Raw genomic sequence first — 13,000 nt, 5'->3', positions numbered from 1 at the left:
TACTGTATATCTAAACAGGCAAGATAAATTATGCTAAAAGATTTGGGTGATGTAATACATCAATGCCGTAAGTCATTTGATGCTTTAAAGCACTGTGGTGATATACACATAGACTCCATTTTAGCTTCGCTTCTGAAAAAAGCATTGTTAGAAGTTGAACCGAAATCCACATTTAATATCCAGCCATTTTCAATATTATTGATAAATGAGAATGGACTTCGTACCGATTTACCATCATCGTTACTTTGGTATGGTGCAACTTTCTGGGAGTTAGATGAAGCTTTAAGCGATCATCAACAAGAACTCAAAAAACTGAAAGATTTTTTAAAGAAAAATGGACATGATAATTCCACTATAAAGTCTTTTTTAAATACATTACCTTCTAATGAACTAAAGTACACATCTAGCATTGCTAAAGATGTCGAATTATTTATAGGTACTATGCAACCTAGTGATGCCATATTTTTCCAGAAACTTCTCACAGATCGTGACTGGTGGTTCCAGCCACTTAAAAAAAGTGACCAAACGAATGGTAAGACATTAGAGCGTAGTGATGTTTTTCAATCATCGTTTGATTTAGCAGCCCGAGTGATTGTAGCGAACTCATCACGTTTACTTACTATTGTTAAAGCATTTACCGTATCAACCGAACTAAGAAAATATTTCTCAACATTGAGCAAAGAGCCCGTCAGTTATTTAGATGACTTTAAGACAAATATTTCACTACAATCTACAATGCCAGATAAGTTAGGTAGCAACTATATTTTTTATGGTGCGCCAGGTACCGGCAAGAGCCATGAAATTAATGAACTAACTAAAGGCGCACGAAAAATCGTTACAGTCTTCCATCCAGACACACAAAATTCAGACTTTATTGGCGCGCTGAAACCAACAATGGTAGATGGAAAGATCACTTATCAATTCAGAGCAGGCCCGTTTACGATCGCGCTACTTGAAGCTCTTTGTAACCGCGAGCAGCATGTCTATTTAGTGATTGAAGAAATTAACCGTGCACCAGCAGCTGCAGTTTTTGGTGAGCTGTTCCAACTCTTAGATCGAGAAAATGGTTCTAGCAAATATGAAATTGATATTGTAGATCCTGATATGTTTGTCTATATAAATACAGAACTATCCAAGGTGGGAATACCTAATATTACAAAATTATCATTCCCCTCGAATCTTTCTTTCTTAGCTACAATGAATAGTAGTGATCAGGCAGTTATGCCTCTTGATACTGCATTTAAGCGTCGCTGGTCATTCCGCTATATGAATATTGACTTTGAAAATACAGCAATCAGTCATCAATACTTCAGTGTGATGACTTCTGATGGATTGTATGACATTACGTGGTGTAATTTTGCCAATAAGGTCATCAACCATCAGCTTAAAGAGATGAGAATTCCAGAAGATCGCCTACTTGGACCTTTTTTCCTCAACCATTTTGAACTTTTAGATAGTAAGTCTTCCTACGAGGCAATCTCTGGAAAACTTTTCGTATACCTATGGGATGATGTTTTACGCCATAAGGGGCGAAATTTTATTTTTGATAAAAATATCAGAACATTTGGTGAATTATATGAGCATTTTATTGGGTGTGAAAAAGTAGTTTTTAGTGAGCCAATAGATGAGTTGATCATCAATAACGGAACAAAAACTGATATTGCAGATGTAAGCACAAAGGAAAGTGGCGAAGATGCATAATCTTCAATTTTTTACTGACCGTTTACCTATTGGCCAATTGCCAGAAGACTTATCTATTAAGATGCGGAAACAGGGGCTTATAGCCCCAGACCATCATAGGATACGCTTCTGTGGTTTATTTTCTTGGTGTGGGGGGACCGCTGTTTTCCTTCCAGTGAATAGCAATACAAAACACCAACCAGAACTCTCTGCATACTATCTTCTTCAAACATTAAATCGTTATTATTCCGATAAATTGATAGGCATACAGGATACTAATGGTGATTCATTGATTGGGGTTAGCTTGCTTTCCTTATCTATCAGTATATATGAAGACTATATAACAAATGGACTGTATGTCAGAAGAAATAAATTTCATTCGATTAACAGAGGAAAAGTGAACTGGTCACGTACGGTATCTCGCCATATTCCATTTCCATCCGAAACTGCTACTGTCTATCTTGATCTTGAATCCTCTCAAATGCGGTATGTTTCAGACTGTGAAACGGCGAGAATTCATGCAGCAGTCATCCGAGATATTACCATAAAACTCGGTGTACTATTGTATGGAGAAGAAATGGTTTCTGATATGAAACTCAAGATACTCCCGATGCCATCAGGTGATACTGAAACTCAACTGGCATATCTAAATAGAGAGTTATCAATGAGTTATTCAGATAGGGACATTACTCTCATTAAATCATTGGAATACTATATCAATGATACTCAAGGTTCTGATGATAGTACGCTCATTATTGGTACCCGCCATTTCCATAACATATGGGAAGCCATGTTACATAAAGCTCTTTTAGGAGAGAAGAGGTTTAACCAAAAGCTACCAGTTCCTTACTACTTACAAGATGGGATATACCATGAAGTAGCAGAAAAAGGACAAAGAACCGATACAATAATAAGTAACAATACTAATCAAAATTTTGCGGTTGTTGATGCCAAATACTACACAGCATCAACACCAAAAGATGCCCCTGGCTGGCCTGATTTGGTTAAACAATTTTTCTACGAAAAGGCGGTGAGATCAGTTGTCGGTGAATATGCTAGTGTTACGACACATTTTGTCTTTCCTGGAAAAAACAAAAAATTGATTTCTGCACATGTTGGAAAAAGGGGGCAGGGGAGAATAGGATTACTGGACAAAAATGCTGGATATCCTGTCATTCATTGTCATTATTACGATCCTGTCGCCCTCATGGAGTCTTATGTCAATCATAAAAGCTTGCCAGAACTCAAGGAGCAGATATTGAATATTTAGTTTAACCGTGGCGATTCAAAGTTAAAAGTGAGCTATATCGTGCTGACATACGCCCCAGCCCACTCTCTGCTTCATCTTCCGAATATAGCAATGTGAAAATAGTTATATCAAACACTGTACGATATGCAACTTCATTCACCATTATAAGTCTCCACAGTGCATGGAGAGATATAAATGCAGTGAAGCCGACGTCAATCTGAGTTACCCCACATCAACCTGCTTGTGTATATGTAGGTTCGATAATGTTTATACTGCCGAGCTTGAAGCTAAAGCTTATAAGCACACAGATGGCGACGTTATGGTTGAAGGAATGCATAGAGAGGTAGATGAGCCATTAAGAACGTAGCTCTGTACGTGCGGCTTATATCCATAAAGCTGAGCGATCCAATGGGGGCTGATTATTTAGATGCCAACCGGGAACGGATGATTAGGCCGTTTGATTTTGCCAAGAAAAATGACCTGTAAAGATCACCGATGGCGGATAATTCTGATTAGTCAGCTGGTTAGCCATCGACAAAAGGGGCGTTAGCCCCAGTAGTTAATTAAGACGGAACTTATTTACGATCTTTATTCGCTTGTGCTAATACAGAGGCTGCTAGCTGCTTTGTCAATGCACAGGAATTTGGGTTATCAAGTGCAACCGATGCTTTATGTTCCATTTCTCCACTTGTCTGATTTGGTGTTCCTCGTTGTGAGAGAGCAGAACCAGCAAGGCTTTTCTGGATTGCAGAAGCGTTAGGGTCATTTAAAGTCTTCGCAGCAACGGAAGCTACATTGCCAGATGTTTGTTTTGTATTTTTACTCATGGCCTGAATCCTTATAAGAGAAGTATTGATGTAGCATATATGGTATCTTGTTTTTATATAGACACAATATATGGTGTTAATCCTAATATTTAGTGGTTAATTTTTCAATAGTAACTCAGACGGTTTACTGGACTAAATTACAGTTAGTAGAATGTTCAGTATTTTATGTTGAAAATATGACTTAAAATGATGTTATTTGGATTTGTTAACTACTTTATTGAGATGAGCGCACAGACTTGAATGTTTGGAGTCATAATTTAAATCTATGAAATGTGATGCTCTAATTGATCCTGGATTATGCAAAATAATTGAGCTATAAATTAAATGTCAGTAAATTATTCATATCTAATACTGACATAGCGTTTAACAGCTTCGACCATCTGGGTTCCCGCTGTAGGTTCTCCAGTCCTTGTCCAATATCGCGTAAATATAACAGCTCTCCAGGCAGGGAGGGAAGGTTATAATACAGAAAATAATACACCATCTATTAATATAAAATAATATGAGCGTGACGCAAAAATCTCCTTAGTCAATATTTTGGATATATGAATATAAAAATAGTGTGCGCATTATGTTTATATAAACGTTACTTATAGTGTATTTTGTAGTGAGAGTACGATAATGAAAGTAGGGGTAATTGAATAATAAATGGTGTTAAAAAGAAAGAAAGTAAATTAAATTGCATTTAATTCATTATTTAATATGGCTCTGATCTTTATTCTCATGGAAGAGAGATTGTAAATCCGATGGTCGGTCGGCGGTCAACTCTTCCGACTTGCGACAATACAGAAATATTTATGCTGGACTGGTACTGAAACACGGTATTGAGTGCAGACCTACTGTTGAGGATCTCTCGACAAGCTTGAGCTCAAGCTCATAGTGAGTGGTAAATAAAAACGGAACGGCCAGTTTTTGACTAGGTAGACGGTAAATGAGCATATTAAGCAATAAAATTTATGGATTTTGGGGAGGATGAGCGGCCCCCCTTTGGCAAGTTAGCCTTGCTCTACAGGTGGAGCCGTGAGTTATTGATAGGTTTCCCCGATAAAGCCCTGGTGAGGCGAAATCAGTATTTGCAGACAGAGCAGGCCAAACAGATAACATTCACGAGATAAGTTGGTATTTTTTAGCTCTGTCACATTAAATATAAACACTTAACGCCATTGTGGGAACGGGTGAAAACCACTCTTGTAACACTTTAAGAAAAGTGATATTAAAATCAGTTGGAGTTTATTAATTTGATTGCAATTTGAATTATTAATATAGGAAGGTATGTTACGAAAATGAATATTAACGTCACGGATACGCCAAACCCACAAGACGAAGAGTATGTCATTGATAGTCTTTGGGCTCACAATAATAAAACTGAAGCTGTAGACATTCATCCGCTATTCTTAACGGTTACCAACGACAACGGCAAAATTGTAGCAGGATTGGTTGCCAGAACCTGGTGGGGTGGGCTTGAGGTCCAGTATCTTTGGGTCAGTGATGAATATCGTAAAAGTGGCTATGGTCGCCAATTAATGGAAAAAGCAGAAGAAGAAGCCATAAAACGCGGTTGTCATATGGCTTATGTAGATACTTTCGATTTCCAGGCCAGAGGTTTTTATGAAAAGTTAGGCTATCGTGTCTATGGCGATTTAGGTGGATATGCCAAAAAACATACTCGGCACTATCTGGCAAAAGAAATTTAACCGGTTTTAATCGGCGAGGTCGTAATGGATTTGCCCGATAAAAATAATGAAATTTATTTCAAGGGCCTTATTGCCATGATGGAGCACCTCAGTGAGCCATGGGGCATTAAAGATCTCAATTCCCGCCATATCTATATGAACAAGGCAGCCTATCTTTATACCAATACACCATTGAACTTTGAGATAGAGGGGAAGCTGGACGATGAGTTTCCTGCTAACTGGGCTGAATTTTCTCCCGAGTTTATGGAGCATGATAAGAGAACCGAAGAGTCACAAGATCGGGTTACTGTCATAGAAACACATTATTGGTATGGTAAAGATACTCTGACCCCCTTTATCAGTGAAAAGCTGCCTATTTATAATGATAAAAAAGAAGTCATTGGTGTTATGTGGAGTGCCAAACCACTTAATACTTTATCTCCACTCAAATACATAAACCAACAAAAACCAAGCGTCCTGACCACCGAAATTAATAGTAAGACTTTTACCCGCGCTGAGCTTGACGTTATATTTTTAATGTTGCAAAGACTTTCTGTTAAAGAGATCGCTAAGATATATAACATCAGCACTAAAACAATAGAAAACAGAATATATACTATTTATCAAAAATCTGATGTCCACACGTTGCAACAGTTTGAGGAGTTCTGCAAATTTGCACATTTGGATAATTATATTCCGGATCGACTGGTAGCAAAAGGAATCCAGTTTATCTGAACTACAAGGGTGCACTTTATCGTGATCAAAATTGAAGACTATCCATTAAGCCGCGTGCCACAGGATAAAAGGGTTTCATTTTTAAGCGTTGCCATCGTTCACATGGGTATGTTGACCGCGCTGGATCAATTTATGCTTGGGGCGGTGCTGGGTAACTCTATGACACTGACTGATGCATTCACCGCAATCCTTATTGGCAGCATAATATTTGGTGTGGTGACCTACGGTCTTGGGCTGGCCGGTATGCGTGAAGGGATCTCCGGTAGCCTGTTGGCTCGCTGGTGTGGCTTTGGTCGCTTAGGCTCAGTACTGATCGGGATTGTGGTGGCCGTGAGTTTATTGGGTTGGTTTGGTATACAAAACGCTATTTTTGCCAAATCGCTTGATTTCGCGCTGGGTAATAAACTGGGATTCGGATTCGCGGCAGCTTTATCGGGTAGCCTGCTGACTATCTTGGTGGCATTTGGTTTTAAGGCATTGCGCATCGCCGCACGTATTGCGGTTCCGATGTTTATTTTGCTGGTGGCTTATATCTCTATTAGTACGCTGTCCGGGCATAATTTGCATGAAATTATGCAGTTGATACCACCGGGTGATCCTCTGTCTATCAGCGCAGGTATCACTATCGTTGTCGGGGGCGCTATCGTGGCAAGCTTGATGACCCCTGACCTAACGCGTTATTCCAAAAATGGGAAGCATGTGTTGGGTGTGACGATTTTCACCATTGTGGCCGGGGAGTTCGTGGTCAATGGCCTGGCTATCTTGATTGCTAAAACGCTCGGAACGGCTGATGTGGTGACTATTATGTCTCAGGCCGCGGGTGGTGCAGGCTTGCTGGTGGTGGTGTTCTCAACATTAAGAGTTAATGACCTTAATCTGTACTCTTCGTCCCTCGGTATCGTCAATGCGGTCGAGGGGCTGACCGGGAAAAAACTGAAATACACCTTAACCACGTTAGTTATCGGCGTGCTGGGTACGACACTTTCCGTGTTAGGGATTTTGGATCGGTTTGTGGATTTCCTTACGGTGCTAGGCGTGGTATTCCCGCCGATTATCGGCATAATGCTGGTGGACTATTTTGTGTTGCGCTCTCATCGCAATATTCTGGATAAGAGTCGACTGGAAGGGAAACTCCCTGACGAAACCCAAACACCAGTTATCGGTTGGGTTGCCATTATTGCCAGTATTGTCGGCAGTGTTATCGGATTGGTGACTGAGTGGGGGATTCCAACCATTAACTCGCTGGTTGCCGCCAGCTTGATATATTGGCTATTCAAAGTGGCAGTCAGTCGTAATCAAAAAAGTATTGAATCAGAAAAAGCGATTTAACGGTATTCTGAATACTCCTCGCAGTGCGGGGAGTATTTGGAAATCCATTCATTACCTGCTCGCGCTCAAACTACTGATACAGCCTCGGTAAACTTTCAATCTACGCCTGCTATTCCATCTGATTCTTTTTGAGGATACTTTGCCGTTGCTAGCGTTGGCCCATGCTTCTTTCTACTATCGCCATAATCAACTCAAATAGCTCAGATTTTGCCTGTGAGGCGGTGATTTCGCCGCTAGCAGCAGAACACGATAACCCTTCTGCTGCACCTAGCAATGCCCATAGGCTGGCATCTGAAATCAGATTCCCTTTAGCATAGGGCGCGAGTATATTCCGGCATTTGTGGATGTACGCCTTAGAATATTCACGTTTCATCTCATCCAGCTCAGGCGTGCCTTTTAATGCTGCAATGACCCCAGAGATTTCCTGCCCCTGAAGCAGGACACAGTCAATATATGATGAGGCGGTCACAGTGGCGATAGCAGTGAGTGTTGGCTCGCATTGCGCAATGGCCGCATCCATCAATGCGGTTTGGCGGCTATCAAACTCTTTATAAAGTTCGGCAAAAAGTCCAGCTCGGGTGCCGAAATGGTCATAAACCACCGGTTTAGTAACGCCGGAGCGCTCAGCAAGGCGGCCTAGCGTCAGGGCTTCAGTGCCTTCTTCTCGCACCAGTTGCCATGCTGTATTCATTAATTGGTGGTAACGCTCTTCACGCGATAGGCGAAGTCGTGACGATACATTCTTTTTGCTAGTTGACATGCTTATATACCAAAGGTAACTTACCAACAGTAACTTACTAATGGTATATAGATTACGCCAACGGCATTTTAATGGCAATCAGGAGTCAGATTATGCATTCACTTATCGTTACCTCACATCCGCTTCATGAATCACTCACTAACAGTGTTGCACGACAGATTGCAGCGGGGTTGGTTGCATCGGATTCTACACACACTTATGAGATTGCCGATATTGCTACCGAAGGTTTTGACCCAAGGTTTACCGCAGTGGATATTGCTGCTTTTAATCGGCAAGCTTCGCTGGCGGATGATGTGCTGGCGGAGCAACAGAGGATTGAGCGAGCAGATGCGCTGGTATTAGTGTTCCCAATTTACTGGTGGTCGATGCCCGCATTGTTAAAAGGATGGATTGATCGCGTGTTTTCCAATGGCTGGGCCTATGATGACGCGGGGGAGTTGATCAAAAAGCTGACGCATCTGCCAGTACATATCATTGGAATCGGTGCGGCCGCGCATAAGACTTATATCAATCATGGCTTTGCCGAAGCGATGAAAATACAGATTGAGCACGGTATTTTCAATTTCTGCGGTGCACCGGTGATGAGTTCAACCGTGTTACTGCTGCCAGACTTAGGTGGCCCTGGTCCGGTACTTGAAGCCGCATATAATATGGGTACCAATATCTTTGCCTGCGAGACCGCAGCAGGATGATGGCCTGAAAGTTAGTGATTCCACTTCCGTTTATCCTCCATGGAGAAGTGGAATCAACTAGATTTAATTACGCAATTGGCAACGTTTTTCGCGTTTTTTTAGGCTTCAGATAACGTGAAGGCCAGATCTCCGCAGGATGTAATTCCAGCACCTGTGCAATCAAGTTTTCGCCCTTCGGCCAATGGCGCAACAGCGTATTCGCCAGCGTTGAAGAGGCCAGCCCTGACTCTCGGGAAAGTGCCGCCATCGTTGTACCGCGTTTTTTCAAACCCGCGATAATATCTGCCGGATGCCAGTCTTGTTTATCCATAATGTTTAATCCTCCATGTGATGTGTTCGAGTAATTATCCTATTTTGGGATAATAAAGGAAATGCCGGATATTCGATTTTGGGATATTGATCAAGGTTACACCGATGGCTTCCATTTACTCCGAAGAATATCAGCAAGTGATAAAAGCTCTCCGACAGGCTCGTATTGACAGGCGGATCAGCCAACAGCAACTCGCTAAGGCACTCAGTCGTCCACAGTCATTTGTGGCTAAGGTTGAGAATGGTGAGAGGAGATTAGATTTTGTGGAACTTATTCATATTGCTCGTCTACTATCTATCGATGAATTGTCATTAATTAGCATGATTATGAGTGCAACTGTACCGATAAGGTAAGTCACGTATACTTATCCTTTTTTGGGATAATTGTGACAGTAACAGATATTCAATTCCGACAATCTAAAAGGAATTGGACAGATGGCTTCAATATATTCAGATGAGTACCAATCGGTTATCAAGTCATTGCGTGATCAGCGGATTGCTAAAGGCATTACTCAGGATAGTCTTGCTTCCGCCCTCGGTCGCCCTCAGTCTTTTATCGCCAAAGTAGAAAATGGCGAAAGACGCTTAGATGTGGTGGAATTTGTGCATATAGCTAAGCTATTGGGGGTTAAGGTAGAGGATGTATTGGGAAGGATTAGATAAAGGAAATGATATTTTTATTATAGTTACGAGTGAATTTTATCAATATTATCTCCGCCTTTCCCCGTATTAGGAAAGGTAAAAGTGGGCGCTATTCCTTGATACTCAATCTACATCCTGCTAGGAAGATTACTGCATTCTTCTATAAAATGATCAATTGAGCTTTTGTACATTTTAGCCCTGCTCGGCCCTTGACTGTTCAAACATACAGTGATAATCTCCCGGTAAATTTCCGGATAAGTAGATGGTGACTGTATGAGTTTAGCTAATAAACAATCAGAGTGTTTAGATGAGATAATATGCACATCATCTTACATCAAAGAAAAGCGTATGCGAATGGGGATGACACCATCTAACTTCGCTCTTTTACTCGATATGAAAGAGCATGGTGAACGTACTGTTAGGGGGTGGGAGAGCGGTGAACATGCGCCATCAGCTCAAAAGAAAAGACAAATAATAGAGCTCCGCATAGACCCTCCCTATTTCCAGAGTGAAAAATTTGTCGGAGATTTTACTTTCATAGATCTCTTTGCTGGTATCGGTGGCATTCGAATGGCTTACCAAAATATCGGAGGGAAATGCGTTTTTTCCTCCGAGTGGGATAAGTTTGCACAGAAAACCTATGCAGCCAATTATGGTGAACTCCCGGCTGGAGATATTACACAGATATCGTCAGCAGATATTCCAAAGCATGACATTCTGCTAGGCGGTTTTCCTTGTCAGGCATTTTCTCAGGCAGGACTTAAACGTGGATTCAGTGATACTCGAGGAACAATGTTCTTCGAAATTCAGCGTATATTAGGAACTTCCAAGCCTAAAGCGTTTATGCTAGAAAATGTTAAACAACTGAGAGGGCATGATAAAGGTAGAACTCTAAATACTATCCTTAATATTTTGGAAGGGCTGAATGAACATCAAATATCCGATGATGTTCCAATGAGCGATGAGGCTCGTGGGGCATTAACTAATTTATTGAATTACAAGGTCTTTTATAAAGTCCTGCGAGCTGGAGATTTTGGTGTTCCACAAAATAGAGAGCGTATTTTTATAGTTGGTTTCAATCGGGATTATTTTGACAGTAACACTGATTTTGAAGCTTTATTTAATTGGCCAGAACCACCTAAATCGGTAACTCGATTAGGGGATATACTTGAGGACTCGAGTACTATAAGTGAAAGATATACAATTTCTGAACGTTTGTGGGCTGGACACCAACGCCGTAAAGAAGAACATAAAAATAAAGGTAATGGATTTGGATATTCTCTCTTTAATGAAGATAGTGAATATGCTAATACACTTAGTGCCCGTTACTACAAAGATGGCAGTGAAATATTGATTGATCAATCTCATATTAATAAACGTCCTCGTAAGCTAACTCCTCGTGAGTGCGCACGACTACAAGGATTTCCCGAAAACTTCGTCACTGCTGCTGTTTCTGATGCCCAGATATATAAACAGTTTGGCAATTCTGTTTGTATTCCAGTTGTCCAGGCTGTTGCTGAGCAAGTGCTTAAAGTTTTGTCAAAATCTAAAAAGTAGAACAAATGTAAGGAGATATACTTTTGTATCTCCTTAAACATAAAACTACATTTTAGTTCTAAATGTTGTAATATTCACATAAATTTTTAAAAGATACAGGAATGCCAGACTGAGTAAGAACATCAATTCTTTCATAGTAAAATCTTTTTAAGTACTCAAGTTTAGTCTCAGCGATAGCTAAATGTATAGTTTTATGGCATTGAGGGCATAATATAATAATATTAGCTTCCACGTCTAAGGAGTACTTAAAATAAATCGATTTCGATATCGGAATTAAGTGATGAGCCTCGACATATGGCTTTCCGGAGCTATCTGAAATGAAAGTAGGATGCTGTTGATTGAACTGACATAAATTATGGCAATCATTAATTATGTTTGCTGCGAGTAATGGGTTTCGTATGAATTTTTTTACATGGTAAATTGCCGAACCAGCCTGGACCTGCGGGGAGTAAATCAGTTTTTGGTATGACTCATCACTTTCATCAATTAACTGGTTATCTTCTATTTCTGAATTTTCCATACTTGTATCTAAATCATTCCACTGCTCCCTAGTTAAAAAACCAATGTACGGTATTTCATCATCTCTTTTTAAGAAGATAAACCAAATATTTCCTGGTTCAGGATAGAATTTTGATTCTCTATTAAAGTAAAGTCTTAATTCGTTACCTTTTATTTTTGGATATTTAATAGCTAGAGAGTGTAGAACAAATTCATTTGAACTATTATCGAGTACATAAAAATTGAAATTAGATGGTTTTTCATCATTAATCGCTCCACCCGCTCGAGTAAAAGATGCTGGAGGATATAGTGAGTGAAGCACTCTTTTTTCAAATTGATCCACAGTTACAGATTTGTCTCCTGTAGACTCTCTATATGTGACTTCTGAAGCTGCTCCCAAAAACGCTCCAAATTGCTGTAAAATACTTTCTGTTAGTAACATAAGATCAACTCCATTTTATTTATATCAAATCTAGTTAACGTTATAATATTCATAAAGTAAGTATAATATGTTTTTGTTTTTTTACTGACTCGAACTAAGGCTACAAATTTTAGCATAAAACTAATGTATTCCTAATGTGTCTATTTCTGCATATATATTCCCTGCGCAAAGCCACTCCTCGAGCCTTTCAGTAATATCTTTATCATTAAGTTTTAACCGTCCTTTTAAGGCGCATTCCCAAATTACTAATATCCTCCATCTTTTCACTAAAAGTTGTTTTGTAATCAAATTATCTCGGTAAATATTTTTACCTATCTTATTAGCCCAAAATTCTGTTCGTGTCTTCGGTATTTTGGATAAATGACACTGATGCTTATGCCAAAAGCATCCATGAGTAAATATAACTGCTTTGTATTCATCAATGACAAAGTCAGGTCTGCCCTCAAGCTCCTGAACTTGAGTTCGAAAAAACACGCCAAGTTGTTCAAGAATTTCATTTAATTTTCTTTCAATAGAGGTGTTACTGTTACGGATTGCTCTCATATTTTTGCTGCGAGTAGCTGGACTATGTACATCAGTCATTTTTTATCTAAGCCCCTCTATGTGT

General features: G+C 40.0%; 15 protein-coding genes. 9 read left to right on the top strand and 6 right to left on the bottom strand.

Annotation, left to right across the window (positions count from 1 at the left end; translation table 11 throughout):
* The first annotated feature begins 30 nt into the window (after window positions 1-30).
* Both V1955_RS19360 and V1955_RS19355 read left to right on the top strand, forming a co-directional pair.
* Complete coding sequence (locus tag V1955_RS19360) at window positions 31-1,701, top strand: AAA family ATPase (RefSeq protein WP_442821301.1); 1,671 nt, start codon at window positions 31-33, stop codon at window positions 1,699-1,701.
* The gene (locus V1955_RS19355) at window positions 1,694-2,950 is read left to right on the top strand and encodes an LlaJI family restriction endonuclease (protein WP_442821300.1); all 1,257 of its coding nucleotides are present in this window, start codon (window positions 1,694-1,696) and stop codon (window positions 2,948-2,950) included. Before V1955_RS19360 ends, V1955_RS19355 begins: the two co-directional genes overlap by 8 nt.
* A gap of 554 nt (window positions 2,951-3,504) precedes the next feature.
* On the opposite strand, the gene V1955_RS19350 is transcribed toward V1955_RS19355, so the two are convergent.
* Together V1955_RS19350 and V1955_RS19345 are read right to left on the bottom strand one after the other, a co-directional pair.
* A complete protein-coding gene (locus tag V1955_RS19350) occupies window positions 3,505-3,756 on the bottom strand; it encodes a hypothetical protein (RefSeq protein WP_372557899.1) in 252 nt (83 codons plus the stop codon).
* 313 nt (window positions 3,757-4,069) lie between these two features.
* Window positions 4,070-4,240: a POTRA domain-containing protein gene (locus V1955_RS19345; protein WP_442821299.1), complete on the bottom strand. Its 171-nt coding sequence runs from the start codon at window positions 4,238-4,240 to the stop codon at window positions 4,070-4,072.
* 799 nt (window positions 4,241-5,039) lie between these two features.
* Here V1955_RS19345 and V1955_RS19340 point away from each other — a divergent pair.
* Genes V1955_RS19340 through V1955_RS19330 form a run of 3 tightly spaced genes read left to right on the top strand, consistent with a single transcriptional unit; the run spans window position 5,040 to window position 7,493 of the window.
* Window positions 5,040-5,450, top strand: coding sequence for a GNAT family N-acetyltransferase (locus V1955_RS19340; protein ID WP_083160793.1), 411 nt, complete (start codon window positions 5,040-5,042; stop codon window positions 5,448-5,450).
* A 24-nt stretch (window positions 5,451-5,474) separates the two neighbouring features.
* Window positions 5,475-6,164 (top strand): helix-turn-helix transcriptional regulator, encoded by a 690-nt coding sequence (locus V1955_RS19335; protein WP_083160791.1) that lies wholly within the window; start codon window positions 5,475-5,477, stop codon window positions 6,162-6,164.
* 21 nt (window positions 6,165-6,185) lie between these two features.
* Window positions 6,186-7,493 (top strand): cytosine permease, encoded by a 1,308-nt coding sequence (locus tag V1955_RS19330; RefSeq protein ID WP_372568624.1) that lies wholly within the window; start codon window positions 6,186-6,188, stop codon window positions 7,491-7,493.
* Between the two features lie 148 nt (window positions 7,494-7,641).
* On the opposite strand, the gene V1955_RS19325 is transcribed toward V1955_RS19330, so the two are convergent.
* On the bottom strand, window positions 7,642-8,184 hold the full coding sequence (locus tag V1955_RS19325) for a TetR/AcrR family transcriptional regulator (RefSeq protein WP_442821462.1): 543 nt from the start codon (window positions 8,182-8,184) through the stop codon (window positions 7,642-7,644).
* 161 nt (window positions 8,185-8,345) lie between these two features.
* Here V1955_RS19325 and V1955_RS19320 point away from each other — a divergent pair, with 161 nt between their 5' ends.
* Complete coding sequence (locus tag V1955_RS19320) at window positions 8,346-8,945, top strand: NAD(P)H-dependent oxidoreductase (RefSeq protein ID WP_083160787.1); 600 nt, start codon at window positions 8,346-8,348, stop codon at window positions 8,943-8,945.
* Between the two features lie 67 nt (window positions 8,946-9,012).
* Here the strand turns inward: V1955_RS19320 and V1955_RS19315 are convergent, their stop codons facing one another.
* Complete coding sequence (locus tag V1955_RS19315) at window positions 9,013-9,255, bottom strand: helix-turn-helix domain-containing protein (protein ID WP_083160785.1); 243 nt, start codon at window positions 9,253-9,255, stop codon at window positions 9,013-9,015.
* Between the two features lie 104 nt (window positions 9,256-9,359).
* Here V1955_RS19315 and V1955_RS19310 point away from each other — a divergent pair, with 104 nt between their 5' ends.
* The 3 genes from V1955_RS19310 to dcm all read left to right on the top strand — a co-directional run bounded on the left by V1955_RS19310 (window position 9,360) and on the right by dcm (window position 11,453).
* On the top strand, window positions 9,360-9,608 hold the full coding sequence (locus tag V1955_RS19310; protein ID WP_032907236.1) for a helix-turn-helix domain-containing protein: 249 nt from the start codon (window positions 9,360-9,362) through the stop codon (window positions 9,606-9,608).
* Window positions 9,609-9,689: 81 nt separating this feature from the next.
* A complete protein-coding gene (locus V1955_RS19305; protein ID WP_442821298.1) occupies window positions 9,690-9,917 on the top strand; it encodes a helix-turn-helix domain-containing protein in 228 nt (75 codons plus the stop codon).
* Between the two features lie 252 nt (window positions 9,918-10,169).
* Window positions 10,170-11,453: a DNA (cytosine-5-)-methyltransferase gene (dcm, locus tag V1955_RS19300; RefSeq protein WP_442821297.1), complete on the top strand. Its 1,284-nt coding sequence runs from the start codon at window positions 10,170-10,172 to the stop codon at window positions 11,451-11,453.
* 58 nt (window positions 11,454-11,511) lie between these two features.
* On the opposite strand, the gene V1955_RS19295 is transcribed toward dcm, so the two are convergent.
* Together V1955_RS19295 and V1955_RS19290 are read right to left on the bottom strand one after the other, a co-directional pair.
* A complete protein-coding gene (locus tag V1955_RS19295; protein ID WP_442821296.1) occupies window positions 11,512-12,393 on the bottom strand; it encodes an HNH endonuclease in 882 nt (293 codons plus the stop codon).
* 120 nt (window positions 12,394-12,513) lie between these two features.
* On the bottom strand, window positions 12,514-12,975 hold the full coding sequence (locus tag V1955_RS19290; RefSeq protein ID WP_442821295.1) for a very short patch repair endonuclease: 462 nt from the start codon (window positions 12,973-12,975) through the stop codon (window positions 12,514-12,516).
* Between the last annotated feature and the right edge of the window lie 25 nt (window positions 12,976-13,000).

This window comes from Yersinia sp. 2545 StPb PI (assembly GCF_052217125.1).
Classification (GTDB): Bacteria; Pseudomonadota; Gammaproteobacteria; order Enterobacterales; family Enterobacteriaceae; genus Yersinia; species Yersinia enterocolitica_E.
This window is presented reverse-complemented; position numbering and strand designations above follow the sequence as displayed.